At 66.7% G+C, this 25,667-nt stretch carries 19 protein-coding genes; 8 read left to right on the top strand and 11 right to left on the bottom strand.

Translation table 11 applies throughout. The annotated features are described in order from the left end of the window. On the top strand, positions 1 to 1,191 hold the full coding sequence (locus tag AC3A6F_RS13165) for a globin domain-containing protein (RefSeq protein ID WP_487681391.1): 1,191 nt from the start codon (positions 1 to 3) through the stop codon (positions 1,189 to 1,191). Here the strand turns inward: AC3A6F_RS13165 and AC3A6F_RS13160 are convergent. The 10 genes from AC3A6F_RS13160 to AC3A6F_RS13115 form a co-directional block, all read right to left on the bottom strand. Then, complete coding sequence (locus AC3A6F_RS13160) at positions 1,188 to 2,048, bottom strand: head GIN domain-containing protein (protein WP_487681389.1); 861 nt, start codon at positions 2,046 to 2,048, stop codon at positions 1,188 to 1,190. The genes AC3A6F_RS13165 and AC3A6F_RS13160 overlap by 4 nt on opposite strands. A 123-nt stretch (positions 2,049 to 2,171) precedes the next feature. Continuing rightward, positions 2,172 to 3,284: an NADH:flavin oxidoreductase/NADH oxidase gene (locus tag AC3A6F_RS13155; protein ID WP_487681387.1), complete on the bottom strand. Its 1,113-nt coding sequence runs from the start codon at positions 3,282 to 3,284 to the stop codon at positions 2,172 to 2,174. A gap of 90 nt (positions 3,285 to 3,374) precedes the next feature. Continuing rightward, the gene (locus tag AC3A6F_RS13150) at positions 3,375 to 4,361 is read right to left on the bottom strand and encodes a succinylglutamate desuccinylase (protein WP_487681385.1); all 987 of its coding nucleotides are present in this window, start codon (positions 4,359 to 4,361) and stop codon (positions 3,375 to 3,377) included. 3 nt (positions 4,362 to 4,364) lie between these two features. Then, the gene (locus tag AC3A6F_RS13145) at positions 4,365 to 9,056 is read right to left on the bottom strand and encodes an NAD-glutamate dehydrogenase domain-containing protein (protein ID WP_487681383.1); all 4,692 of its coding nucleotides are present in this window, start codon (positions 9,054 to 9,056) and stop codon (positions 4,365 to 4,367) included. A 100-nt stretch (positions 9,057 to 9,156) separates the two neighbouring features. Next, complete coding sequence (gene astB, locus AC3A6F_RS13140; RefSeq protein ID WP_487681381.1) at positions 9,157 to 10,497, bottom strand: N-succinylarginine dihydrolase; 1,341 nt, start codon at positions 10,495 to 10,497, stop codon at positions 9,157 to 9,159. Between the two features lie 2 nt (positions 10,498 to 10,499). Beyond that, a complete protein-coding gene (gene astD, locus AC3A6F_RS13135) occupies positions 10,500 to 11,984 on the bottom strand; it encodes a succinylglutamate-semialdehyde dehydrogenase (protein WP_487681379.1) in 1,485 nt (494 codons plus the stop codon). Then, entirely contained in the window at positions 11,977 to 13,023 is a 1,047-nt protein-coding gene (astA, locus tag AC3A6F_RS13130) for an arginine N-succinyltransferase (RefSeq protein WP_487681377.1), read from the bottom strand. The genes astD and astA overlap by 8 nt, the downstream gene beginning before the upstream one ends. Beyond that, on the bottom strand, positions 13,014 to 14,075 hold the full coding sequence (locus AC3A6F_RS13125; protein ID WP_487681375.1) for an arginine N-succinyltransferase: 1,062 nt from the start codon (positions 14,073 to 14,075) through the stop codon (positions 13,014 to 13,016). Before AC3A6F_RS13125 ends, astA begins: the two co-directional genes overlap by 10 nt. A gap of 88 nt (positions 14,076 to 14,163) precedes the next feature. Beyond that, positions 14,164 to 15,405 (bottom strand): acetylornithine/succinyldiaminopimelate transaminase, encoded by a 1,242-nt coding sequence (locus tag AC3A6F_RS13120; RefSeq protein ID WP_487681373.1) that lies wholly within the window; start codon positions 15,403 to 15,405, stop codon positions 14,164 to 14,166. Between the two features lie 299 nt (positions 15,406 to 15,704). Beyond that, the gene (locus AC3A6F_RS13115) at positions 15,705 to 16,643 is read right to left on the bottom strand and encodes a GlxA family transcriptional regulator (RefSeq protein WP_487681371.1); all 939 of its coding nucleotides are present in this window, start codon (positions 16,641 to 16,643) and stop codon (positions 15,705 to 15,707) included. Positions 16,644 to 16,819: 176 nt separating this feature from the next. On the opposite strand from AC3A6F_RS13115, the gene AC3A6F_RS13110 reads away from it, so the two are divergent. The 7 genes from AC3A6F_RS13110 to AC3A6F_RS13080 all read left to right on the top strand — a co-directional run bounded on the left by AC3A6F_RS13110 (position 16,820) and on the right by AC3A6F_RS13080 (position 24,411). After that, complete coding sequence (locus AC3A6F_RS13110; protein WP_487681369.1) at positions 16,820 to 17,326, top strand: MarR family winged helix-turn-helix transcriptional regulator; 507 nt, start codon at positions 16,820 to 16,822, stop codon at positions 17,324 to 17,326. Continuing rightward, positions 17,323 to 17,604, top strand: a complete 282-nt coding sequence (locus AC3A6F_RS13105; protein ID WP_487681367.1) for a hypothetical protein — start codon at positions 17,323 to 17,325, stop codon at positions 17,602 to 17,604. Before AC3A6F_RS13110 ends, AC3A6F_RS13105 begins: the two co-directional genes overlap by 4 nt. Before the next feature lie 87 nt (positions 17,605 to 17,691). After that, positions 17,692 to 18,525 (top strand): HDOD domain-containing protein, encoded by an 834-nt coding sequence (locus AC3A6F_RS13100; RefSeq protein ID WP_487681365.1) that lies wholly within the window; start codon positions 17,692 to 17,694, stop codon positions 18,523 to 18,525. Between the two features lie 268 nt (positions 18,526 to 18,793). After that, a complete protein-coding gene (gene fabG / locus AC3A6F_RS13095; RefSeq protein ID WP_487681363.1) occupies positions 18,794 to 19,591 on the top strand; it encodes a 3-oxoacyl-ACP reductase FabG in 798 nt (265 codons plus the stop codon). Beyond that, positions 19,584 to 21,413 carry a glycoside hydrolase family 15 protein gene (locus AC3A6F_RS13090; protein ID WP_487681361.1) on the top strand — a complete coding sequence of 610 codons (1,830 nt, stop codon included), beginning with the start codon at positions 19,584 to 19,586 and terminating at the stop codon, positions 21,411 to 21,413. Before fabG ends, AC3A6F_RS13090 begins: the two co-directional genes overlap by 8 nt. Positions 21,414 to 21,688: 275 nt before the next feature. Further along, entirely contained in the window at positions 21,689 to 22,306 is a 618-nt protein-coding gene (locus AC3A6F_RS13085) for a glutathione S-transferase family protein (protein ID WP_487681359.1), read from the top strand. A 29-nt stretch (positions 22,307 to 22,335) separates the two neighbouring features. Beyond that, positions 22,336 to 24,411 (top strand): 2Fe-2S iron-sulfur cluster-binding protein, encoded by a 2,076-nt coding sequence (locus tag AC3A6F_RS13080; RefSeq protein WP_487681357.1) that lies wholly within the window; start codon positions 22,336 to 22,338, stop codon positions 24,409 to 24,411. Positions 24,412 to 24,641: 230 nt separating this feature from the next. Here the strand turns inward: AC3A6F_RS13080 and secF are convergent, their stop codons facing one another. Further along, entirely contained in the window at positions 24,642 to 25,664 is a 1,023-nt protein-coding gene (secF, locus tag AC3A6F_RS13075; RefSeq protein ID WP_487681355.1) for a protein translocase subunit SecF, read from the bottom strand. Positions 25,665 to 25,667: the final 3 nt, after the last annotated feature.

Here is a 25,667-nt window from a genome sequence, read left to right as displayed (position 1 = left end):
ATGATTTCTGCCGCTTCCCGCCCCTATATCGACGCCTCGGTTCCCGTCCTGCGCCAGCACGGTCGGGCCATCACGACCACCTTCTACGCCAATATGTTCAGGGCCCACCCGGAGCTGCGGAACCTGTTCAATATGGGTAACCAGGCCAGCGGCGTGCAGCAGCAGTCGCTCGCCTCGGCGCTGTTCGCCTACGCCGCCAACATCGACAACGCCGCCGCCCTCGGCCCGGTGGTCAGCCGCATCGTGCACAAGCACGTTTCGGTTGGCCTGACCGCCGCCCACTACCCGATCGTCGGCTTCCACCTGCTGGGCGCGATCAAGTCGACCCTGGGCGATGCCGCCGTCGACCCGCTGATGAAGGCATGGGAAGAAGCTTATGGCTCGCTGGCCAAGGTCTTCATCGACGCCGAAACGAAGATGTATGCCGATGCCGGCATCGAAGCGGGCTACCTGCGTCCGATGCGCGTGACGGAGGTCGTGCAGGAAAGCGAGAACGTGCTGTCGATCCGCTTCGTGCCGCAGGATGGCGAACCGCTGCCGCCGTTCAGGGCCGGCCAGTACGTGAGCGTGGAAGCGATCTTCGACGATGGGTTCCGCCAGCTGCGCCAGTACAGCCTGTCGGATGCGCACGGCGTCGATTCGATGCGCATCTCGGTCAAGCGCGAGGAAGGCAACGACAACATCCCGGCCGGCGCAGTGTCCAACTGGCTGCACCGAAACGTGGAAGCGGGCGACATCCTGCAGGTGAGCTACCCATTCGGCGACTTCTTGCCGGATACCGAGTCCGACGAGCCGGTGGTGCTGCTGTCGGCCGGCGTGGGCATCACGCCGATGATCGGCGCGCTGAACCGCATCGCCCTGGTCAATCCGCAGCGCCGCGTGATCTTCGCGCACGCCGCGCGCTGCCCGGAGCATCATCCGCACCAGCGCGATATCGCCGCCGCTAAGGCGCGCATGCCGAACCTGCAGGTGGTGACCTTCCATGAACAAGACAGCGCTCCCGATGCCCTGCCCGGCTTCATGGACCTGGCGCGCCTGCCGAAGTGGCCGCGCAGCGAGACCAACGTCTATATGTGCGGCCCGCTGCCGTTCATGCAGGCGCAATGGAATGCGCTGCTGGAAGACGGCGCCCCGGCCGAGCGCCTGCACCGCGAGGTGTTCGGTCCGGACCTGCTGGACAACCTGCTTTAATCGAGGAGGTGCACCCGGTCGCCAGTGATGCTGCGCTGGGCCGGGTGGCCGTACACACGGATGCCGCCCGAGCCCGAGGTGCGGGCGAACAGCGACTGCTTCACGGTGGCGCGGATGCCGCCCGCGCCGCTGGCGCCGAGGTCGGCGTCTTGCGTTTTCAGGTCGGCCAGGTCGACGTTGGCCGAGCCGCTCACGCGGGCGCTCAGCGAGCGCACCGCGCCGCTGGCATCGAGCGAGCTCGATCCGCTCAGCTCCATCCGCGCATGATCCCCTTTCACCTGCCCCAGGCGCATGCGGCTCGATCCCGACAGGGTCGCGTCGATGCCCTCTAGCTGCAGGCGGCTAGCGTCCAGCAGGCCCGAGCCGCTGGAACGCGCATTCAGGTTACCCACCTTGCCCGCGAGGCGCACTTCGGACGAACCGCTCCGGCGCACGTCGAGCGGCGCGCCATTCAAGTCGCTCACCTCGACGCGGGTGGCGCCGGAAGCGCGCACTTCACTCAAGCGCGGCGTGGTGTACACGATGCGCAGCGGCGTCTTGCTGCGCAGGCTCTTCTCGGAATAGATGCGCAGGGTGTCGCCCTGGGTCTCGGTGCGGATCAGCGACAGCAGATTGCTGTCCGCCTCTACCACCAGCGACGGCGCCGGGCCGACGCGCACCTCGACCGGCAGCGAACCGCTCACATCCAGCGCCGGCAGAGCGCCAATGGCGCGCTGGTCGCGCGCGGCCACGCCGTCGCCCTCCTTCGAGTCGCTGCTCCACGCAGTGTGCACGCGGGTGTCGCCATCGCCAGGAGCGACGATGATGGCGCAGCCGGAAAGAACGGCAACGGAAGCGAGGGCGATGAGGGTACGCATGACAGTCCAATCAGGTTGTTGTTCGAGTGATGCCACTCTAGCAAGGGCCCTGTTGCGCCACCATCTGCATGCGACAAAGTGCAGTAACGGCGCGCTGGACTGCAGAAATCCGGCGCGAACGGATCAGCGCTGGCCCAGCCGCGTATCGCCGAACAGTTCCTTGTGCTCGCGCGGCTGCGAACGCCAGTACTGCGGCGGCGCGATCACCTGGTCGCCCAGCTCGGCCGCCGCATGCCAGGGCCAGCGCGGGTCGTACAGCATGGCGCGCGCCAGGCCGATGACGTCGGCCTGCCCGTTCTGGAGAATCTCTTCCGCTTGCCTCGCCTCGGTGATCAGGCCCACGCCGATGGTCGGCAAGCCCGTCTCGCGCTTGATGCGCTCGGCGAACTCGATCTGGTAGCCCGGCCCCAGCGGGATCTGCTGCAAGGGCGAGACGCCGCCAGTCGAGACGTGGATGAAGTCGCAGCCCTGGGCCTTGAGCGCGTGGGCGAAGCGCACGCTTTGCTCCAGGTCCCAGCCGCCCTCGACCCAGTCGGTGGCCGAGATGCGCATCCCCACCGTCATGCCCGGCACGGCCGCGCGCACGGCTGCCAGTACTTCGAGCGGATAGCGCATGCGGTTCTCGAGCGAACCGCCATATGCGTCGTCGCGGCGGTTGGCCAGCGGCGACAGGAACTGGTGCAGCAGGTAGCCGTGGGCGCCGTGCAGCTCGATCGCGTCCAGGCCCAGCGCCTGGGCGCGGCGGGCGGCGGCCACGAAGGCATCCTTCACGCGCACGAGACCCGCGGCATCCAGCGCCAGCGGTACGGTCTCGCCGTCGGCATGCGGCACGGCCGACGGGGCTTCGGTCTGCCAGCCGCGCGGCTCGCCGGGCGGGATGTTGGCCCCACCCTGCCATGGCACTTCGCTCGACGCCTTGCGGCCGGCATGGGCCAGCTGCACCGCGACCTTGATCGGGGAATGACGGCGGATCGCGGCGATCACCGGTTCGAGGGCCTTGGCGTGATCGTCGGACCACAGGCCCAGGTCGTCCGGCGAGATGCGGCCTTCGGGGGTGACGGCGGTGGCTTCGATGATCAGGAGCGCGGCGCCGGACAGGGCCAGGTTCCCGAGGTGGATCATGTGCCAGTCGGTGGCCAGGCCATCGACGGCCGAGTACTGGCACATTGGGGCGATGGCGATGCGGTTGGACAGCTCCAGCGCACCGAGGGAATACGGGGAAAACAGCTTGCTCATGGTGACTCCTGCGTGTCGAGGAGGACAAGTCTAGTCCTGTCCACCGATTCGTGCAGGGCGCGAAAAAAAACGGGCCACAGCCCGTTATGGTCAATCGATGCGCACCACCATGATCCCGGCGCGCAATCCTACCCGCACGTCGGGGTTGGGGAACACGACCAGCTCCTCGTCGTGCTCGACCGTATAGACGGTGTCGCCGTCGGATGCGATCACTTCTCCCCTTTTCATCGGCGTGAAGTTCCAGGTCTCGCGGCCCACGCGCATGCTGAACGCATCGGACAGCTTCATGATCGAGCGTGCCGTCGCGAACACGTGCGGCGCCACTTTCGCTTGCCCGGCCGGCTGGCCGCGCAGCAACCGATCGAGTGCCTTCGACGCATCGGCGAACTGCGACAGGTCGTTCTGCCCCAGCGTGCCGACCCGCCCCAGCTCGACCGTGGTGCCGGCCGCGCCGAGATGCTCGGACGTGAAATAGCTGTAGGTACCGGCCGATGCCGGATTCATGATGATGGCCTGGATCCCGGCCTCGCCCATCCATGCGATGAGGGTGTCGCGGGCCCGGTCCTCGATCAGCTCCGGCACGATCGCGAACATCGGATAGTGCGAAGGCCGGATCGCCGTGTGCAGGTCGAGGTGCCAGCGCTGCGGTCCGCTGCCTTCGAAGAAGGCGCGGGTGACGTCGATCAGCACGTCGGCGCGGCCGGCCTCGAAAGTCCCGGCCAGCGAACCACGCTCCAGACGGAACATCCGGTTCAGGTCCGCATCGATGAAGCGCTTGGCCGAACGGATCGCATCGATGTTCCCGACACACAGCATCAGGTCCACCGCCAGCGCATCCGGCGTGCGCGACAAGGCCTCGACCAGGTAAGCGACCATCTCGATCGGTCCGGTCTCGTCGCCATGCACGCCCACCGACACCAGCACGCTGGGTCGGCCGGCATCCGGCGTGGCTGCCTTGACGGTCAGCACGCCGCAGGCCGGCTGCGTGACGGCAAAGCCGGCGCTTTCGAAGCGCTGCGCGACCGAGGCGAAATCCGCCTCGGCCAGCGCGCGCACTGCTTCAGGCAATGCGCTCACGACTCAAGCCGCCAAACGCTCTGGGTTCAGGCCTTCGGACAAGGCCCACACGTCCAGCATCGCCTGCTCCAGGTCGGACGGCTGGGCAAAGCCGGTCAGGCCGCGCGCGGCCATCACTTCTTCCACCGCCGCTTCCATATCGCCATTGCTTCCCGCACGCTCGATCACCTGCAGCAGCAGGCGCTGCTGGGCGCGGCGCAGCGACTGCAGCGCGTAGTTGCGCAGCTGTTCCTGCGACTTGCTCTGCGCCGGCAGCTTCAGGCCCAGTTCCAGCGTATCGATACCGACTTTCTGGCGCAGCACGGTGCCGATCTGCAGGAACTGCAGCAGGGTCATGCCGCCTGGACGCTGCACCGACACGGCGGCGAACAGGAACGAAGCCTGCGATTCGATGATCTCGACCGCCTTCCAGGCCGCAGCGAACGGCACCGGCAGGCCGGTGTGGCCGTCGGCTTCCGAACGGATCTGCGGCGCCTGGCTCCCGTCGGCCTCGGCGAACAGCGTCGACAGTTCCTTCAGGCCTTCCGAATTGGCCGGCAGCGACAGCACGCCTTCGACCGTGGCGCGCAGCATGGCGCGGCTGCGGTTGTCGACCGAGACCGACACGTCGCGCGGCACCACCAGCGCGTCATGGTCGAGCGCCTCGAATACCGGCGCCAGGTGCAGGGCCGCCCAGGCGCGAGCCCAGGCCTTGACCACTTCGGTCTCGTCGATGCGGTGCTCCAGCGCCAGGTCGCGCAGCATCAGCGGGCCGCAGCGGTTGACCGCTTCGTTGGCCAGCACGGTGGCCAGGATGGTGTTGGCCAGCGGATGGTCCAGCGGGTCGCGGGTCGCCACCAGCTGGGCCGGGAAGTAAGGACGCAGCAGCGCGTCGGCCCACGCTTCGCCCGTCAGCTCGAGCGCGGCCAGGGTGCGCTTGAAGCGGTTCTTGACGTTGGCGATCACCACCGCCAGCTCCGGCGCCGTCAGGCCCAGGCCCAGCGACTTGCGGCGCTGCAGCTCGACGTCCGTCGGCAGCTGTTCCAGCTCGCGCGAGACAGCGCCTTCGGCTTCCAGGTTGCCGATCAGGGTGATGTAGCCGTCGACCACCGCGCCATTGGCCTGCGCCTGCACCTCGCGCGTCAGCAAATGGGTCTGCAGCGTATTGTCGCGCAGGACCAGGCGCTCGATCTCGCCCGTCATCTCGTTCAGGATGCGGTTACGGTCGGCTTCAGGCAGCTTGCCGGCGTTGACTTCGGTGTCGAGCCAGATCTTGACGTTGACTTCATGGTCCGAGCAATCCACGCCGGCCGAGTTGTCGATCGCATCGGTGAAGATGCGGCCGCCGGCCAGCGCGAACTCGATGCGGCCGGCCTGGGTCGCGCCCAGGTTGCCGCCCTCGGCCACGACCTTGCAGCGCAGTTCACTGCCGTTGACGCGGATCGCATCGTTGGCGCGGTCCTTGACCTGGGCGTGGGTCTCGGTCGAGGCCTTGATATAGGTGCCGATGCCGCCGTTGTAGAACAGGTCGACCGGCGCCTTGACGATGCGGTGCATCAGTTCCTGCGGTGGCAGCGAGGTTTCCTCGATGCCCAGCACTTCACGGATCTGCGGCGACAATTCGATCGAGCGGGCGTTGCGCGGATACACGCCGCCGCCAGCCGAGATCAGGTTCTTGTCATAGTCTTCCCACGACGAGCGTGGCAGCGCGAACATGCGCTCACGCTCCTTGAACGAGACTTCGACATCCGGGGTCGGATCCAGGAAGATGTGGCGGTGGTCGAAGGCCGCCACCAGTTTCAGCTGGCGCGACAGCAGCACGCCGTTGCCGAACACGTCGCCCGACATATCGCCGACGCCGGTCATGGTGATCGGGTTGTTGGCCAGGTCGTGGCCCAGTTCATAGAAGTGGCGCTTGACCGCTTCGAACGCGCCCTTGGCGGTGATGCCCATCTTCTTGTGGTCGTAGCCGTTCGAGCCGCCCGAGGCGAAGGCATCGCCCAGCCAGAAGCCGCGTTCGACGGCGATGCTGTTGGCGATGTCGGAGAAGGTCGCGGTGCCCTTGTCGGCCGCCACCACCAGGTAAGGGTCGTCGCCGTCATGGCGCGCGGTGGCCGCTGGCGGCACGATCTCGCCCTGCACGCGGTTGTCGGTCACTTCCAGCAGGCTGGCGATGAACAGGCGATAGACTGCTTCGCCTTCGGCCGCCACCACTTCGCGCGGGGCGCCGGTCGGCATCTGCTTGCACACGAAGCCGCCCTTCGAGCCAGCCGGAACGATGACGGCGTTCTTGACCATCTGCGCCTTCACCAGGCCCAGCACCTCGGTGCGGTAGTCTTCCATGCGGTCCGACCAGCGCAGGCCGCCACGGGCGACCGGGCCGCCACGCAGGTGCACGCCTTCGAAGCGGCGCGAGAACACATAGATCTCGCGGTAAGGACGCGGCTCCGGCGCCAGCGCCAGGTTGCTGGTGTCGACCTTGAAGATGATCTTCTCGCCGCTGTTCTGGAAGTAGTTGGTGCGCACGGTGGCCAAGGCCAGGTCGACCAGCGCGCCCATGATCTCTTCGGTGTCGGCGTGGTTCACGCTCGGCAGGCCGGTCTTGAGGGTGGTCAGCTTGCTGCTGCCTTCCTTGCGCTGCTCCTCGCTCAGGCTCGGGTCGAAGCGCCCGATGAAGCCGGCGACGAATTCCTTCACCAGGGCCGGCTGGGTGCGCAGGGTCTCGGCCATATAGCGCACCGAGAACTTCGAGCCCAGCTGGCGCCAGTAGCTGATGTAGGCGCGCACCAGCTGCACTTCGCGCAGCGCCAGGCCGCCTTCGATGGTCAGGCCGTTCATGCGGCCGTCTTCGGCCTCGTCGTTGAACAGGGCGGAAAACAGTTCTTCGGCCACCTGGGCGATGCCCGGCTTGGCCAGCTTGGCCGCGCTCTCGGCATCGACCGTCAGCGCCGTCACGTAGCGGCGCACGCCATCCAGACCGGTGTGGCGGTAGGTCTGCTCGCGGTCGACCGCGATGCCGGCGTTCTGCAGCGCCGGCAGGATGCGCGACAGCGAGGGCACGGTCTCGCTCGAATACAGGCGTATCGAGGCGCCGGCGGCGTCATCGTGCTCGATGCGCGCGGTCACGCGGTCCGGACGGCATTTGGTCAACAGCGCGTGCACGTCGCGGAACGCGGTCTCGGGCGTGGTCGCGGCGACGAAGTTGACCGGCAGGGTCGGCACGATCTTGCGCATCAGGCTGCGCTGGCGGCTCTCGTCGACCGAGTTGATCAACTCGGCGAAGCGGTCATGCCAGCCATCGAGCACGCCCAGCAGCGGACGCTGGATATCGCTTTCCAGGTCGAGCGGGTAGCGCGCGGCGTGGGCGGTCAGGTAGACGCGCGCCAGCGGGCCATCGGCCACCAGGGTCTGGACGTCGACGTCGCGCGCGCCCGAGCTTTCCTTCAGGGCGGCGGCCAGGCTGGATGCCACCGCGGCGCTGAAACGCTCGCGCGGCAGGTAGACCAGCACGTTCAGGTGGCGCTGGTAGACGTCGCGGCGCGCGAACACCTTCGCGCGCGGCTGCTTGTACAGCGAGACCACGGCGCCGCAAACTTCGGCCAGCCATTCCGGCTCGGCTTCCAGCGCTTCGGTGCGCGGCAGCGATTCGAGGATCTCGATGAATTTCTCGGCGCGGAAGCCTTCCTGGCGCACGCCGGCGATGGACAGCACGCGCGCCACGCGGCCGCGCGCGAACGGCAGGCGCGCCAGCGGGGTCGAGGTGGCGGCGCGGGTGAACAGGCCGATGAAGCAGTGCTCGCCCAGGATCTTGCCTTGCGCATCCAGGTCGCGCACGCCGATGAAGTCCAGCGGCGCGTCGCGGTGCAGGGTGCCGGCCACGTCGGCCTTGACGATCGACAGGTTCTCGGCACGCAGCGACAGGGTTTCGAAGTCGCCCGGAATGCTGGCCAGGCAGGTGCCGTAGACCGGGTGCGCGGTGTCCTTCAGCACGCCGATGCGGCTCGGGATGTCGCGTTCGAGTTCGCGCGCGCCCGGCTTGACGACGTAGTAGGCGTAGCCGAAAGGCTCATAGCCCTCGTTCTTGGCCCACTCGAGGAAGGCCGCGACTTCCTGGCCTTCCGGGGTGCCGGCGGCAGCGGCGGCGGCGGCGACTGCCGTCATGCGGTCGCCCATGGCGACGGCGTCGCGCTGCACCGTGGCGGCGTCGTTGGCGACCATGCGCAGGCGCGCGGTCAGCTTGTCCAGTTCTTCGAACTGCAGTTCATCGTTCAGCAGGCACAGGACGACCGATTCGAGCGGGCTGCCGGCTTCGCCGACGGCGACGAAGGCGCCATTGGCGTCGCGGCGCACCGGCAGCACGGCGTTCATCACGCCGGCGGCGGTGATGCGTTCGCGGCGCAGGGCCATGACGAAGGAGTCGACCAGGTAGGGACGGTCGTCGTTCAGAATCAAGAGTGCGGTGGCGGTGCCGCCGCGGCCATCCAGGTAGCGCATGGTGGCGATCTGGGCGCCGGGGCCGCTGCGCTGGGCCAGTTGCGAGAACCCTTCCACCAGCACCGGCGCGAGGCTTTGCGGCGCGGTGCCGGCCAGGTCTTCGTCGTCGAGCGATCCGATCCAGGCGGCGGTCAGGGCATTGACCTGCGCGCTGTCGGCGGACTGGTTGGCGTTGACCAGCGCGAGCGTCTGGTTGCGCAGATCGTTGGGCATGTCTTTCATCTTGCTTCTCCAAAGTTGTGTGCCTGGTGCGTCGACAGCTCGTGGCCCGACGCGGCCCTGCTTATACAGGACAGGGATCTCCCGCCCGAATACTACATCGTTACAAGTCGTACAGCCCCGGCAGTCCGAGGATGCGGGTGAGTTCTTCCAGTGCGGCCGCGCATTCGAGCGCCAGCTGCGGGTCGGCCAGATCCTGAGGTTCGACGCGATCGCGGTAATATTGTTCGACCCAGGCGACCAGCCGCGCATACAGCGCCTCGGTCATGATCACGCCCTGGTGCATGGCGGCGGCTTCCTCGTCGGTCAGCACCACGCGCAGGCGCAGGCAGGCCGGTCCGCCGCCATTGCGCATGCTCTGGCGCAGGTCGAATTCGACCAGTTCGTCGATCGGGCCGCCGCTGGCGACCAGGCCGGCCAGGTAGTTGGACACGGCCGCGTTCTCGCGGCACTCGTGCGGCACCACCAGCGCCATGCGGCCATCCGGCTTGGACAGCAGCTGGCTGTTGAACAGGTAGCTGGCCACGGCGTCGGCCACCGGCACCTGGCTGCTCGCCACGCGCACCGATTGCAGCTCGGTGTCGACGCCGGCCAGGGCGCGCCGCAGCGCGTCCAGGGTGCCCGCTTCGTCGGCGAAGGCCTGCTCGTGATGGAACAGCACGTTGCCGTTGCCGACCGAGATCACGTCGTTGTGGAACACGCCCTGGTCGATCACGTCAGGATTCTGGGCGGCGAATACGGTGCGCGCCGGGTCCAGGCCGTGCAGGCGCGCGATCGCCTGCGAGGCCTCGAGCGTCTGGCGCGCCGGGTATTTCTTCGGCGCCGGGGCGGATGGGTCGAACTCCACCCGGCCATAGACGAAGAACTCGACGCCGGCCGCCCCATGGCTGGCGGCGAAGCGCGTGTGGTTGGCGGCGCCCTCGTCGGCGAAGGCCGGCACCGACGGCAAGGTGTCGTGCACCACGAAGCGATTGCTGTCGGCGAAGATCGCGCGCAGGGTGCGGGTCGCCTGCAGATGCTCTTCGGAGCGGTGCAGCTTGTTGTTCAGGTTCGCGGCAGTAAAGTGCACGCGGCCGTCGAGCGAGTCGGCCGACGGGCTCACGGTGCCGGCGTTGGCAGTCCACATCGGCGCGGCCGACCAGGCGCAGGCCAGGATCACCGGCGCTTCGCGCCAGGCGCGCCCCAGCACGTCGGCATCGGTGCCCGAGAAACCCAGGCTGCGCAGCAGGCGAAAGTTCGGACGGCCTTGCGGCGGCATCACCGCCTGGGCGAAGCCGCGCGCGGCCAGCTCGCGCATCTTGGCCAGGCCCTGCAGCGCGGCCTGGCGCGGATTCGAAGCCGAGCGCACGTTGTTGAACGAGGCGACGTTGCCGAACGAGAGGCCGGCATAGTTGTGCGACGGGCCGACCAGGCCGTCGAAGTTGAATTCACGGGCGTCGCGCATGGTCAGGTTCCTTGCGCCGGGAAGGCCAGGCCGGGCGACAGCTTGGCCGGCATTTCCAGTGCCGCTGTCTCGATCGAGGCCACCGGATAGGCGCAGTAGTCGGCCGCGTAATAGGCGCTCGGACGGTGGTTGCCCGACTTGCCGACGCCGCCGAACGGCGCCGAGCTGGCCGCGCCCGTGGTCGGACGGTTCCAGTTGACGATGCCGGCGCGGGCGCGCACGGCAAACCGCTTCCACAGTTCTTCCGACGGCGACAGCAGCGCGGCAGCCAGGCCGAATTCGGTGGCGTTGGCTACACGCAGGGCGTCGTCGAAGTCTTTCACGCGGATTACCTGCAGCAGCGGGCCGAACCACTCTTCGTCGGGGATGCCTTGCGCATCGGTGGTGTCGACGATGCCGGCGGTGACGAAGCCGGCATTGGTGTCGAGCTGGCGCATCTGCAGCAGGATCTTGCCGCCCTTGGTCGCCATATCGGCCTGCGCCTGCACCAGGCGCGCGGCAACGGCGCTCGAGACCACCGGTCCCATGAACGGCTGCGGCTCGGCGTTCGACGGGCCGACCTGCAACTGCGCGGCTACTTCGACCAGGCGTGCCAGGAAGGCCTGCCCCGCCTCGTTGTCCTGGATGACCAGGCGGCGCGCGCAGGTGCAGCGCTGGCCGGCCGAAATGAAGGCCGACATCACGGTGTGATGAACGGCGGCGTCGATGTCTTCCACGTCCCAGACCACCAGGGGATTGTTGCCGCCCATTTCCAGCGCCAGCATCTTGCCCGGCTGGCCGCCGAACTGCTTGTGCAGGGCCGCGCCGGTCTGGCTGCTGCCGGTGAACAGCACGCCATCGATCAGCGGCTCCTGGCCCAGCGCGATGCCGGTCTCGCGGCCGCCGTTGACGAGGTTCAGCACACCCTTCGGCAGGCCGGCCTTCTCCCACAGCTCGACGGTTTTCACCGCCGTGCGCGGCGCATATTCGCTCGGCTTGAACACGACGGTATTCCCGGCGATCAGCGCCGGCACGATGTGGCCGTTCGGGAGGTGGCCGGGGAAATTATAGGGGCCGTAGACGGCGAACACGCCGTGCGGACGATGGCGCAGCACGGCATTGCCGTCGGCGACCTTGGCCTGGCTTTCTCCGGTGCGCGCGCCGTAAGAAAGGACAGAGATGTCGATCTTGTTGGCCATGGTGGCTACTTCCGTGCGCGCTTCCCACAGCGGTTTGCCGACTTCCTCGGCGATGGTCGCCGCCAGTTCCTCGGCGTGGGTTTTCAGCAGGTCGCGAAAGCGCGTCGCGATGGCGATGCGTTCGTCGAGCGACGTCAGGGCCCAGGCTTCGAAGCCGGCATGCGCGGCGGAAGCGGCGCGCGCCACGTCGTCGGCCGTCGATTCATTGCTGGTCCAGGTCTGGCTGCCGGTCGACGGATCGATGGTCGCCAGTTCGCGGCCGCTGCCGGCGAGCCACTCGCCGTTGATGTAGTTCGAAAGATTAGCCATGGGAAGTCTTCCTGGTATTGAGTGTCAGGGTACGCACGTTGTCGCCCGCCTGACAGCGCAGCTGCGCCAGCTCGGCGGGGTTCAGGACCACGCTGGTGGCGCCCGGCACGGCGCGGGTCAGGATCATCCTGAAATCGTCGAGGCGCGTGTTCGACACCAGCATATGCTCGGTGTCCGGCGCCGCTTCCTCGTCCGCCAGCCCTTCGGCCGCCACCGCCAGCACGCTGTCGCGCACCGCGCGCAGTTCGGACACGCGGCCCTGCAGCACCGGACCGGCATCGAAGATGTCGACGTAGCCCTCGTAATGCATGCCTTCCTGCTCCAGCAGGCGGCGCGCCGGCTGGGTCGAGGTGTGCACCTTGCCGATCACGTCGACCGCCGACTGGGGCAGGTAGTCGACATACAGCGGCTGGCGCGGCATCAGCTCTGCGATAAAGGATTTCTTGCCGATCGCGGTCAGGCCGTCGACGTGGTTGAAGTCCATCTTGAAGAAGTGGCGGCCCAGGCCTTCGTAGAACGGAGAATCGCCCGCCTCGTCCTGGTAGCCGCGCATCTCGGCGATGATTTTTTCGGTGAACACGTGCTGGAACTGGGCGATGAACAGGAAGCGGCTCTTGGACAGCCACTTGCCGTTGAAGCCGGCGCGGTACTGCGGCAGCAGGAACAGCGAGCACAGTTCGGTCGAGCCGGTGAGATCGTTCGACAGGTACAGCGTCTCCATCCGGGTGAACACGTTCAGCTCGCGGCTGCAGTGCACCAGGGTGCCGATGCGGTAGTTGTAGAACGGCTCGGTCAGGCCGACCGCGCCCTTGATCGCGCACACGCCGGCGATGCGGCGGTCTTCGGTATGCTCCAGCACGAACATGTAGTCGCGCTGCTCGGGCGGGATGGTTTGGGCGAACGAGGCCTCGGAGGTCGCCAGGCGCTGGCCCAGCATCTCGGTGTCGGGTTTCAGGGTGGTCATGCCGCTGCCGGCCTGGCGCGCCATTTCCATCAGGGCGTCGAGGTCGGACAGTCTGGAAGAACGGATCACGAGCATGCTGGTTCTCCCTGGATGCGCACGCACACCACTTCGTCGCCGGCCGAGACGCCCAGCGCCTGCTGGACCTCGCGCGGCAAGTCGATGCTGTGCGCATGTTCGATCGGTGCACAGCGCACGGTCACGGCGCGGAAACCGTTGTCGACGCTGGCGACGGCGTAGTCGACGGGCGCCACGTCCGGCGCGTGAGCGGGTGCATGAGCAGGACCGGCGCCCACGCGCAGCCGGTGCGAGGCGCAGAACGAGCGCAGCGCGTTCTTGTGCGCCTGCAGGATCGGGCCGCCATCGAAGATGTCGATGTATTCGTCGGCTTCAAAACCTTCTTGCGCCAGCAGGTCGAAGGCCATCTGGCCGCCCGGATGGATCTGGCCCAGCGCGGCCTGGGCGTCGCCCGGCAGCAGCGGCACGTAGACCGGATAATGCGGCATCAGCTCGACGATCAAGGTGCGGTTGCGGGCGCCCTCGATCAGGCGCTCGGCCTCGAGGAAGTCCATCTTGAAGAATTTGCGGCCAAGCGCATTCCAGAACGGCGACTGGCCGTCGCCGTCCAGGCGCCCGGCCAGCGGCACGAAGAAGCGGTCACCGAAGCGGTGCGGCGCCAGCATGGCGTACAGCAGGCGCGCGCGCGACAGCAGCGCGGCCTCGATGCCGGCGCTGTCGCGGTGACGCAGGAAGAAGCCGGACAGCTGCGAATAGGCGGTGAGCTCGGAGCACAGGGTCAGCGCGTGCACGCTGTGGCTGATGTTCAGGTCGCGCGAGACCTGCTGGATCACGTCGTTGCGGAAGGCAAAATAGGTGCCGTTCGAGCCGGCCGAGGCGTGGATGATGGCGGTGCCGACCACTTCGCGCGAGCGCAGGTCTTCCAGCACGAACAGATACGACTCTTCGCTCGGGATATCGACCTGGGCCGCGAACGAGGCGAGCGAGCGCTCGACCGCGGCGACAATGCCTTCACGCGTGCGCGGGAGCGTGTGCACGCCCGGCATCGAGATGGCCGCCATCGCTTCCAGCGCGCCGATATCCGCGCGATCTACCGGACGGACAACATACATGTGTACTCCCTGGTGAAACGTAAGTGGAGACAATGCCCACGGCCGGCCCACCCTCCCGGGCAGGCCGGCCGCGACCGGATTTGGGCGATCAGGCGCCGGTGAATTCCGTCACCGCCGCGCGCATCAGGCGGTCGGCTTCGGCGATCTGCTCGTCCGACACCACCAGTGCCGGCGCCAGGCGCACGACGTCCGGGCCGGCGATCAGGAGCATCAGACCCAGCTTCTCGCACAGCTTGGTGTAGTCCTTCGAACGGCCCTTGACGCCTTCGGCCATCGGCAGGCCGATGAGCAGGCCCATGCCGCGCGGCTGGCCGAACACCTGCGGATAATCCGCCGCCAGTTGCTGCAGATTGGCCATGACTTTTGCGCTGGCTTCCTTGACGCGGCCCAGGAAGGCCGGCTGGTTGATCAGCTCGAGGACCTTGAGGCCGACGCTCGAGGCCAGCGGGTTGCCGCCGTAGGTGGTGCCGTGGGTGCCGACCGCCAGGTACTGGGCGATCTCGGTGGTGGTCAGCATGGCGCCGATCGGATAGCCGTTGCCCAGCGCCTTGGCCGAGGTCAGCACGTCCGGCACCACGCCCATCTGCTCGTAGGCGAACAGGGTGCCGCAGCGGCCCATGCCCGACTGCACTTCGTCGAACACCAGCAGCGCGCCGGTCTGGTCGCAGAACTCGCGCAGCGCCTTCAGGTAGTCGGGATTGCCCGGGATGACGCCGCCCTCGCCCTGGATCGGTTCGACGATCACGGCGGCGACGTCGTCGGTGATGGCGGCGCGCGCCGCTTCGATGTCGTTGTACGGGATGTGGGAGAGGTCTTGCGGCAGCGGCTCGAAGCCTTCGGTGTACTTCGGCTGGCCGCCGACCGAGACGGTGAACAGGGTGCGGCCGTGGAACGACGACAGGCAGGACACGATGCGCGACTTGTGCGGGCCGAACTTGCCGTGCGCGTACTTACGCGCCAATTTGAGGGCCGCTTCGTTGGCTTCGGCGCCCGAGTTGCAGAAGAAAGCGCGTTCGGCGAAGGTGGCGGCTATCAGTGCCGAGGCCAGGCGCAGCACCGGCTCGTTGGTGTAGCCATTGCCGATGTGCCACAGGGTGTTGAGCTGTTTGGTCAGCGCTTCGTTCACTTCCGGATTGGCGTGGCCCAGGGCGGTGACGGCGATGCCCGAGGTGAAGTCGAGGTAATGCTTGCCTTCCTGGTCCCACAGGTCCAGGCCCGACGCGCGCACCGGCACCATCGCGGCCGGGGCGTAGGTGGGGACCAGGACCTCGTCAAAAGTCTGACGGCTAACCGGCAGCGTGGCGATACCCGAATCAAGCTTTGCGTTCATGGCTTCTTTCCTCATCCAATCAGTGTGGGTGGCGCGGGATGGAATCACCGCATGATCGGGCCATTATAGAAACGCTTCCCGACAACTTCTTTTAGAAGTGCGACAGGCATTTTCATTTTTGGACGGGAGGGGAAAACCAGGTCTTTGGCCCGCGCCCCAAGCACGTCATTCCCGCGTAGGCGGGAACCCAGTTTTCTTGCGTAGCCAGAACATGCAAACTTAGGCTCTGGGCGAGCACACTCGGGTTCCCGCCTTCGCGGAAACGACGTGACTGGGCCGCGGGCCGAGGATGTGAGCAGTTACTGCGCTAACTTTCGCTGACGCTCTTCCCTTGGTGTATTACCGAACAGCGCCCCAAATGCTGTCGAGAAATGCGATCCTGAGGAAAACCCGCACATCAACCCCACCTGCACGATCGAATGATTGGTATCGAGCAGCAGCTGGCGCGCGCGGCGCAGGCGCAGTTCGAGATAGTAGCGCGACGGCAGGCTGCCCAGGTATTGCTTGAACAGGCGTTCCAGCTGGCGCCGCGAAACGCCGGCCAGCTGGGCGATCTCGTCGGTCGAGAGCGGCTCTTCGATGTTCGCCTCCATCAGCGCCACCGCCTCGGACAGCTTGGGCTGCAGGGCGCCGAAACGGGCCTGCAGCGCCACCCGCTGGCGCTCGTCCGGGCCGCGCACGCGGTCGATGCACAGGGTTTCCTTCACTTGCGCCTGGACCGTGGCGCCGAACAGCAGTTCGACCAGCCGCAGGGCGAAGTCGATGCTGGCCGCGCCGCCGCAGCAGGTGAGGCGGTTGGCGTCGACCTCGTATAAATGGGGTGTGAGCAGGGCCTGCTCGGCCTGGGCGTTCACGTCCGGATACAGGGCCCAGGGCAAGGCGGTGCGCACGCCATGCAGGACGCCGGCGTCGGCCAGCCACAGCACGCCGGCGCCGACGCCACCCCAATACGGCGCGGCGCGGCAACGCTCGATCAGCGCGCGCAAGTTGGCCGGGCGCAAGGCCGCCTCGGCCTCGTCGGCCACCAGCAGCACCAGGTGCCAGTGGCGCCCAGGATCGCTCATGAATTTGTCGGGACCGCGCACGTCGACGTGCAGGCGGTCCGGCCCCAGCACCTTGGCCGCCAGGCGAAGCGGCTGGTACAGCCCGGACCAGGTCAGCGCATCGGGCTCGCCGGCGTTCACCAGCAGGATGCGCAGCGGCCGCTCCTGCGCCAGCAGGGACAGGTCAGGCTGCATCGCGGCGGGTGAGGGATGCGATGGCTGCAGAAGGGGACGCGCGACGGACGTGATGAAAGGACATGGTCGTCTATCATACCGGAGTTCAATCGGCGCGTTTCGCGCCGACCATGCCTCTGGCAGAATCTTGCGTGGCGGGCAACGTAAGGTGCGGCGGACGGCTATAATCCCCGCCCATGGGGGAACGATATCTAAAAAGCGTCCGGCTGCTGGCCGAGTGCATGCAGGGCTTCGAGCGCGTCTCGGGCGATGCGGTGCGCCAGAACGGGTTGACGCATGCGCAGTTCGATATCATCGCCACGCTGGGCAATACCACCGGCATGAGCTACAAGGAACTGGGCGAACGCACCCTGATCACCAAGGGAACCCTGACCGGTGTCATCGAACGCCTGGAACAAAAAGGCCTGGTGCTGCGCGAGCGCAGCTGCGACGACAAGCGATCGTTCTTCGTGCGCCTGACGCCTGCCGGCGATCAGGTGTTCTGCGATGTGTTCCCGAAAGTGATTGCACGTGGAAAAGAATTATTCACCGCCTACAGCGATGCCGACTTCGCAGTGCTCGAAGATGCGCTCGGCCTGCTGCGCGAGCGCATCCGCGCCAATGGCGCCGGTGTCCAGCATGACGGCAGCGACGACGGCGACTGCCCCACTCCCTCCCTATTCCACCTGAAGGAAACGCCTTGAAAACCTCTCTCATCGACGGCAAGAAGCCACCCCATTTCGACAAGCACATCATCGGCAACATCCTGCTCGACGTCGCTCCACTGGAAGAAGTGCGCGAGGAACCGATGCTGATCGGCGTGCGCAACGAAGCCGGCGAGATCTATCGCCTCATCGGTGCTGCCAAACTCAACAGCTACATGAACGCGGTCGAGGAACTGCTCGACCTCGGTCTGGTCGACGAGCTGGAAAACCTCGAAGAACAGAGGGAAGGCTGCGACGCCATCTTCAGCGAAGAGTAAGAGCTTGGAGGCAACTGCCCGCTGAAATCGATACCATGGGGCAATATTTTTGCAAGCAAGGTGTTGTGTTAGGGGTATAATTTTTCTATGGACCAAGTCTCCGCACTCGACAGCATCGCCGCCGAAGCCAGCCGCGGCGAACTTGCCTTCCCCACCAGCGTCAACGCCTCGCTGACCCTGCAACGGGCGCTGGGCGAACCCGATTGCCATATCGACGCCGCCGCCCGCCTGGTGCAGGCCGAGCCGCTGCTGGCGGCGCGCACGGTCGCGATCGCCAACTCGGTGGCCTATAACCGCAGCGGCAACGACGTCACCAATGTGCGCGCGGCGGTCCAGCGGGTGGGCTTTCGCACCCTGGGCGCCCTGGCGACCTCGGTCATCGTGCGCCAGCTGGCCAGCGAGATCCGCGATCCGGGCCTGCGCCACAAGGCCGACCAGCTGTGGGCCCATTCGGCCCATGTGGCCGCGCTGGCCCAGGTGATCGCGCGCCGCGTATCCTTCGTCGATCCCGAAACGGCGCTGTTCGCCGGCATCGTGCACGAGGTGGGCGGCTTCTACCTGCTGTCGCGCGCCGAAGCCCTGCCCGGCCTGCTGGACGACAACCTCGATGCCTGGCTCGACCATGGCGAAGCGGCCATCGGCCGCGGCGTGCTGCACAAGCTGGGCGTCCCGGCGCCGGTCATGAGTGCGATCGAAGCGCTGTGGGTCGGCATGCGCGCGCTGCCGCCGGAAACCCTGGGCGACACCCTGCTGCTGGCCAATGACCTGTCGCCCCTGCCTTCTCCCCTGTTCGCGCCGCCCGGCGCCACCACCCATGCCGCAGCGGCCACCATCGACTTCGTGTTCGGCGAAGGCACGCTCAAGGGCGTGCTGGAAGAATCGGGCGAGGAAGTCAAGAGCCTGACGTCGGCGCTGATGTAAGCGACGCACAAAAAAAACGCCCGCTCGGTAAGGAGCGGGCCAAGTCCAAAACTAGGGATGTCCTGAAAGAGACAGCTTCATCTTATGCCTGCCGCGTAGCGCACTCCGTACGTTCACGCACACTGGCCACCACTCTTTTCGCTTCACCAGCTCCGGGCCATTGCCGGCCCAGCCGTGCATTTCCGCTCCGCGCTTTCTGCTAAGGTCGTTCTGCCAGGACGCGACAGCAGAGCGCGTCCGGTGCAATCACGCTCTGGAGGACATTCCCATGAAAATCAGCCTGAACGACCAGGTGGCGCTCGTCACCGGCGGCGACTCCGGCATCGGCCGCGCCATCAGCATCGCCTTCGCCGCGGCCGGCGCCAAGGTGGTGGTCAACTACAACAGCAGCAAAGAGAAGGCGGACGAGGTCGTGGCAGCGATCGAGCAGGCCGGCGGCCACGCGCTCGCGGTCCAGTGCGACGTGTCCAGCGAAGCCGACGTCGAGCGCCTGTTCGCGCAAATCGACAAGGTCTTCGGCGGCCTCGACATCCTGGTCGCCAATGCCGGCATGCAAAAGGATGCCGGCATCGCCGAGATGTCGCTGGAGGACTGGAAAGCCGTGCTCGACGTCAACCTGACCGGCCAGTTCCTGTGCGCCCGCGCCGCAGTGAAGTGCTTTCGCCAACAGGGCAACCGCGGCCGCATGCGCGCCAACGGCGTCATCCTGTGCATGAGCTCGGTCCACGAAACGATCCCCTGGGCCGGCCACGTCAACTATGCCGCGTCCAAGGGCGGCATCGGCATGTTCATGCGCTCGCTTGCCCAGGAAGTCGCGCAAGAACGCATCCGCGTCAACGGCATCGCCCCCGGCGCCATCCGCACCCCGATCAACGAAGACGCCACCGAAGGCGAGGCAGGCAAGAAGCTGCTCGAGCTGATTCCGTATGGACGCATCGGCGACGCCGACGACGTGGCCAACCTGGCGCTGTTCATGGCGTCCGACCTGGCCGACTACATGACCGGCACCACGGTCTATGTCGACGGCGGCATGTCGCTCTACCCAGGATTTGAAGACAATGGCTGAACCAAACGTAACCCGCCCGCCCCGCCCGATTGGCGAGCACGGCGCCATCGGCAATATGGCCACGATCGCCCTGGTGGCGCTCGATGGCGCCATCGACTTCTTGTGCTGGCCCGACTTCGACAGCCCCAGCATCTTCGCCGCCCTGCTCGACCCCGAACAGGGCGGCCACTTCACCATCGCGCCCGAGGACGGGGACATGCGCGTGGTGCAGACCTATGTGCCCGACACCAATGTGCTGCTGACGCAGTGGATGGGCGAAACGGCCAACGTCGAGATCATCGACTTCATGGTCGGCCCCGAGGAACTCGGCCACGGCCCGGCGCGCCTGGTACGCAGGGTGCGGGTCAGCAGCGGCGAGGCCCGCATCCGGGTCGACTGCCAGCCGCGCTTCGACTATGCGCGCCAGCGGCCCCAAGTGACGGTGGGGCAAGACCACGCGCTGTTCGCGGCCCCCGCCGACCACACCATCCCGCGCCTGCGCCTGTCGGCGCCGGTGGAATTCGTGGCGACCGACGGCGGCGCATGCGCCTCCATCGTGCTGCACGATGGCGACGTGATGGATTTCGTGCTCGACGAGGATGGCGACTCGAGCCTCGACGCCGGCGCGCGCGACGCCCTGCTGGCCGAAGTCGTGCGGCGCTGGCAGGACTGGACCAGGCGCTCGACCTACAAGGGCCGCTGGCGCGAGGCGGTCAACCGTTCGGCGCTGGTGCTCAAGCTGATGACCTCGTGCCGCCACGGCTCGATGGTCGCGGCCGCGACCTTCGGCCTGCCCGAGGTATTGGGCGGTTCGCGCAACTGGGACTACCGCGCGACCTGGATCCGCGATGCCTCGTTCACCGTGTATGCGCTGATGCGGCTCGGCTACACCGACGAGGCCAAGGCATTTACCCGCTGGGCGGCCGAGCGGCCGAAGCATGACTCGACCGACAGCCACCTGCGCATCATGTATGCGCTCGACGGCAGCCAGATTGGCGAGGAAATCGAACTCGACCACCTGGCCGGGTATGCCGGTTCCAGGCCAGTACGCATCGGCAATGCCGCCGCGACCCAGCTCCAGCTCGACATTTTCGGCGCCCTGCTCGACGCCATCTACCTGAGCAACAAGTATGGCGAGGCGATCTCGCATGCCGACTGGGTGGGCGTGTGCGAGGTGGTCAACTATGTCTGCGACAACTGGCAGCGGCCCGACATCGGCATCTGGGAGGGCCGCGAGGAGCCGCGTGAACACCTGCATTCGCAGCTCATGTGCTGGGTGGCGGTCGACCGCGCGGTGCGCCTGGCCAGCAAGCGTTCGCTGCGGGCGCCGTTCCAGCGCTGGATCGCGACGCGCAACGAAATCTCCCGGTATATCTGGGACACGTTCTGGAACGAAGAGCTCGGCCACTTCGTGCGCAGCAAGGGTTCGCGCGACCTGGACGGCGCGCTCCTGATGATGCCGCTGGTGCGCTTCGTCGGCTCGACCGACCCGCAATGGCTGGCCACGCTGGACGCGATCGGCGAGCAGCTCGGCGACGATGCGCTGGTGCTGCGCTACGACCGCGACGATGGCCTCGAGGGCCAGGAAGGCGCGTTCGCGGCCTGCTCCTTCTGGTACGTCGAATGCCTGGCGCGCGCCGGCCGCATCGACCAGGCCCGCAACAATATGGAAAAGCTGCTCGCCTACGGCAACCACGTCCACCTGTATGCAGAAGAATTCACCAATAAGGCCGAGCTGCTCGGGAACTTCCCGCAAGCCTTTACGCACCTGGCCCTGATCAGCGCCGCGACCTATCTCGATGCTGCGCTCGATGGCAAGATCGAGCACCCGTGGCAGCTGTAGATAAAAAAAACCCGCTCCGTTGCCGGGGCGGGTTGAAGTCCAAAACTAGGGATGTCCTGAAAGAGACGAGTTCATCTTACTGTTGGCAAGGCAGACGCTCGGTGCGCTGATTCACACTTTGACATGATTTTTTAACATGTCCGCCATCGACGATTATTTCGATATGCGAAATAATCATGTGCCAACAGAGTCATTCCCATCACATTCATTTGATCCCACACTGCTCCCATGGCTCGCGATCGACGCGCTCCATCAACCAACCAGGGATCAACAACATGAAAATCCATCACCACCCGCTGTCCGGCCATTCCCACCGCGTCGTATTGTTCGCATCGCTCCTTGGCGTGCCGCACGAACTGGTCGAAGTCGATCTCAAGGCCGGCGCCCACAAGAAGCCCGCCTTTCTCGCGCTGAACCCGTTTGGCCAGGTGCCGGTGCTGGAAGACGATGGTACGGTCATCGCCGATTCGAACGCCATCCTGGTCTATCTCGCCACCAAGGCTGGCCGTCACGACTGGCTCCCCGTGGACGCGGCCGGCGCCGCGGCCGTCCAGCGCTGGCTGTCGGTGGCTGCCGGCGACGTCGCCTACGGTCCGGCGGCGGCGCGCCTGATCACCGTGTTCGGCGCCAAATACCATGCCGACGAAGTCATCGCCCGCGCCCACGCCCTGCTCGCCCGGCTCGAAAGCCACCTGGCCGGCGGCGACTGGCTGGCCGCCGACCACCCCACCATCGCCGACGTCGCGCTGTACAGCTACCTCGCCCGCGCGCCCGAAGGCAATGTCGACCTGTCCGCCTATCCCGCCGTGCAGGCCTTCCTGCGCCGTATCGAGGCCTTGCCCGGCTTCGTGCCGTTTGTCCAGACGCCGGTCGGCCTGGCTGCGGCAGCGTAACGACGGCCCACGCATTGAGAGGAGACGACATGGCCGAACAACTGGAAAAGCTGTCCACCTGGCACGAAGGCGAAAAATTCATCCAGGCGAAATTGGGGGTGGTCGAGCGCATGGACATCGTCGGCCGGCGCGTGGTGCGGGATTTCATGCCCGACCAGCACCGCGACTTCTATGCCCAGCTGCCCTTCATCGTGCTGGGCAGCGTGGATGCCAGCGGCGATGCATGGGCAACTTTTCTTGAAGGCCGGCCTGGCTTCATGTCCTCGGCAACGCGCACCTCGCTCGACCTCGCCACCCGTGTGCACCCCGCCGATCCGGCCGCTGAAGGCATGCGCGATGGCGCGCCGGTGGGGCTGTTGGGCATGGAGATGCACACCCGGCGCCGCAACCGCATGAACGGACGCCTAGCGCACACGGATGCTGGATTGCATATCGACGTCGACCAGAGCTTCGGCAACTGTCCGCGCTACATCCAGCTGCGCGAGTTCGCTTTCGAGCGCGAGCCAGGCGCCCCGTTCACCGGCCAGGCCGAACACCTGGCCGCGCTCGACCCGGAAGCGCGCGCGCTGATCGCAAGGGCCGACGCCTTCTTCGTCGCCTCCTATGCCGACCGGAGCGATCGTACGGAACGGCGCCAGGTCGACGTCTCGCACCGCGGCGGCAAGGCCGGCTTCGTGCGCATCGCCGACGACGGCACGCTCACGATTCCCGATTTCGACGGCAACCTGTTCTTCAATACGCTGGGCAATATCGTCGTCAACGGCAAGGCCGGGCTGCTGTTCGTCGATTTCGCCAGTGGCGATATGCTGCAGATGAGCGGCGATGCCGAAGTCGTGTTCGACTCGCCCGAGATCGCCGCCTTCCAGGGCGCCGAGCGGCTATGGACGTTCAAGGCGCGCCGCATCGTGCGCCGGCGCGCCGGCCTGGCCTTGCGCTGGACCTTCCAGGACGGCGGCTGGTCGGCCAACTCGCTGATGACCGGCGACTGGCAGCAGGCTGGCGAGCGCCTGCGCGCGCTTGACTTCGCCAACCGCTGGCGCAGCCTGAAGGTGGCGCGCATTGTCGAGGAAAGCACGGCGATCCGCTCCTTCTACCTGGAGCCGGACGACGGCGCCGGGCTGCTGCCTCACCTGCCGGGGCAGCACCTGCCGATCCGGGTCACCTTGCCCGGCGCCGACAAGCCGCTCATCCGTACCTATACCCTGTCGCATGCGCCTTCCGATGGCGGCTACCGGATCAGCGTCAAGCGCGAGAGCCTGGTGTCGCGCTACCTGCATGAGCAGCTGCGCGAAGGCGACGTGCTCGAGACCCGCGCGCCGGCCGGCGACTTCACGCTGGACATGGCGACCAGCCGGCCGGTGGTGCTGCTGGCCGGCGGCGTCGGCATCACGCCGATGCTGGCGATGCTGCGCCATATCGTCTACGAAGGATTGCGCAAACAAAAGGTTCGCCCCACGACCCTGTTCTATGCCGCCCGCTCGCAGGCCGAGCGCGCCTTCGACGGCGAGCTGGCCGAACTGGTCGCCGCCGCGAAGGGCTCCGTCAAGCTGGTGCGCGTGCTGAGCGAGCCTGGCGAGGCCGGCGAGGGCCAGGACTACGAGGCCGCCGGACGCATCGACATGGCGCTGCTCGGCCAATATCTCTCCTTTGGCGACTACGAATTCTACCTGTGCGGCCCGCCGGCCTTCAGCCAGGCGATCTATGACGGGCTGCGCGGCTACGGCATCGCCGACAGCCGGATCCATGCCGAAGCCTTCGGGCCGGCCTCGCTGGCGCGCACGCCCGACTGCGCCGCCGTGGCGGCCCCCGCGCGGCTGCCGCCGGCGACGACAACCGTGCCGGTCATGTTCATGGATTCGCTCAAGGAAGCGCGCTGGACGCCCGGCAGCGGCACCCTGCTCGAGCTGGCCGAGGCGCGCGGGCTGGAACCGGAATTCAGCTGCCGCGAAGGCACGTGCGGAACCTGCCGAACCAAGCTGCTCAAGGGAGCGGTGACCTATATCAAGGAGCCGGGCGCGAGCGTGGCGGACGACGAGGTGCTGGTCTGCTGTGCGGTCCCGGCGGCGCAGGCTGATGGCGACGGCGGACTGCAGCTGGGCCTGTAAAGAGCGGTCGCGGGATGGCCGGACAAAAAAAACCCGCTTCGTTGCGGAAGCGGGTGAAGTCCAAAACTAGGGATGTCCTGAAAGAGACAGGTTCACTATAGGCGGGCCATGGTGGCGACTCCGTGCGCTGCCACACACAACACTGTGAAATTCGTCGCGCAACAGCGTCACATCAAACAAAATGCCGCCGCGGCAAGCCGGGGCGGCATTGTTCATGCGAGGCGGATAGCTTAGACCACCGCGCCGTCGGTCTCGTCCTTCTCCTTGATCGGCTTAATCAGGTCTTCGCGCTTGACGCCCAGCCACATGGCCACCGCCGCCGCCACGAACACCGACGAGTACACGCCGAACAGGATGCCGATGGCCAGCGCGATCGCGAAGTAGTGCAGCGCGTAGCCGCCGAAGAACAGCATCGACATCACCATCATCAGGGTCGAGCCGTGAGTGATGATGGTACGCGAGATGGTGCTGGTGATCGCGTGGTCGATGACTTCCGACGTCGACATCTTGCGCTGCTTGCGGAACATCTCGCGGATCCGGTCGAAGATGACGACCGACTCGTTGACCGAGTAGCCCAGCACCGCCAGCGTTGCCGCCAGCACCGTCAGCGAGAATTCCCACTGGAAGAAGGCGAAGAAGCCCAGGATGATGACCACGTCGTGCAGGTTGGCGACCACGGCGGCGACGGCGAATTTCCATTCGAAGCGGATGGCCAGGTAGATCATGATGCCGACGATGACCATGATCAGCGCGTTCAGGCCGTTCTGGGCCAGCTCGTCGCCGACCGACGGGCCGACGAATTCGACCCGCTGCAGGCTGATCAGTTCCTCGCCGGACGCCTTGGCGCAGCTGGTGTGGTTGATCACCTCGCCCTTGTCGGTCGTGACCTGGCTCTGCTTCGGCGCACCGCCGTCGGCGGCGCAGATGGCATTGAAGACGCGGGCCGAGGTGCCGGCCGCTTCCGCGCCTTCCAGGATTGGCAGGCGCAGCATGATGTCCTGGGCAGTGCCGAAGCTGGCCACTTCAGGATGCGAATAGCCCATGCCGCGTAACGTGTCGCGGATCTTTTCCTGGTTGGCCGCATGCGGATAGCGCAGCTCCATCACGGTGCCGCCGGTGAACTCCACCGAGAAGTTCAGCCCTTTGCTGAACAGGAAGAACACCGCGAGCACGAAGGTCAGCACCGAGATCGCATTGAGGATCAGGGCGTGGCGCATGAACGGGATGTCCCGTTTGATCTTGAAAAATTCCATGTC

The sequence above is a fragment of the Massilia sp. Soil_C_3 genome (assembly GCF_057657035.1).
This window is presented reverse-complemented; position numbering and strand designations above follow the sequence as displayed.

Coding starts and splice junctions, on each gene's coding strand:
- astA (WP_487681377.1), bottom strand. CDS start 13,023: ATGCTCGTGATCCGTTCTTCCAGACTGTCCGACCTCGACGCCCTGATG.
- AC3A6F_RS13080 (WP_487681357.1), top strand. CDS start 22,336: ATGGCCGAACAACTGGAAAAGCTGTCCACCTGGCACGAAGGCGAAAAA.
- AC3A6F_RS13120 (WP_487681373.1), bottom strand. CDS start 15,405: ATGAACGCAAAGCTTGATTCGGGTATCGCCACGCTGCCGGTTAGCCGT.
- secF (WP_487681355.1), bottom strand. CDS start 25,664: ATGGAATTTTTCAAGATCAAACGGGACATCCCGTTCATGCGCCACGCC.
- AC3A6F_RS13160 (WP_487681389.1), bottom strand. CDS start 2,048: ATGCGTACCCTCATCGCCCTCGCTTCCGTTGCCGTTCTTTCCGGCTGC.
- AC3A6F_RS13115 (WP_487681371.1), bottom strand. CDS start 16,643: ATGCAGCCTGACCTGTCCCTGCTGGCGCAGGAGCGGCCGCTGCGCATC.
- AC3A6F_RS13145 (WP_487681383.1), bottom strand. CDS start 9,056: ATGAAAGACATGCCCAACGATCTGCGCAACCAGACGCTCGCGCTGGTC.
- astD (WP_487681379.1), bottom strand. CDS start 11,984: ATGGCTAATCTTTCGAACTACATCAACGGCGAGTGGCTCGCCGGCAGC.
- AC3A6F_RS13085 (WP_487681359.1), top strand. CDS start 21,689: ATGAAAATCCATCACCACCCGCTGTCCGGCCATTCCCACCGCGTCGTA.
- AC3A6F_RS13155 (WP_487681387.1), bottom strand. CDS start 3,284: ATGAGCAAGCTGTTTTCCCCGTATTCCCTCGGTGCGCTGGAGCTGTCC.
- astB (WP_487681381.1), bottom strand. CDS start 10,497: ATGCGCGACGCCCGTGAATTCAACTTCGACGGCCTGGTCGGCCCGTCG.
- fabG (WP_487681363.1), top strand. CDS start 18,794: ATGAAAATCAGCCTGAACGACCAGGTGGCGCTCGTCACCGGCGGCGAC.
- AC3A6F_RS13090 (WP_487681361.1), top strand. CDS start 19,584: ATGGCTGAACCAAACGTAACCCGCCCGCCCCGCCCGATTGGCGAGCAC.
- AC3A6F_RS13110 (WP_487681369.1), top strand. CDS start 16,820: ATGGGGGAACGATATCTAAAAAGCGTCCGGCTGCTGGCCGAGTGCATG.
- AC3A6F_RS13125 (WP_487681375.1), bottom strand. CDS start 14,075: ATGTATGTTGTCCGTCCGGTAGATCGCGCGGATATCGGCGCGCTGGAA.
- AC3A6F_RS13100 (WP_487681365.1), top strand. CDS start 17,692: ATGGACCAAGTCTCCGCACTCGACAGCATCGCCGCCGAAGCCAGCCGC.
- AC3A6F_RS13165 (WP_487681391.1), top strand. CDS start 1: ATGATTTCTGCCGCTTCCCGCCCCTATATCGACGCCTCGGTTCCCGTC.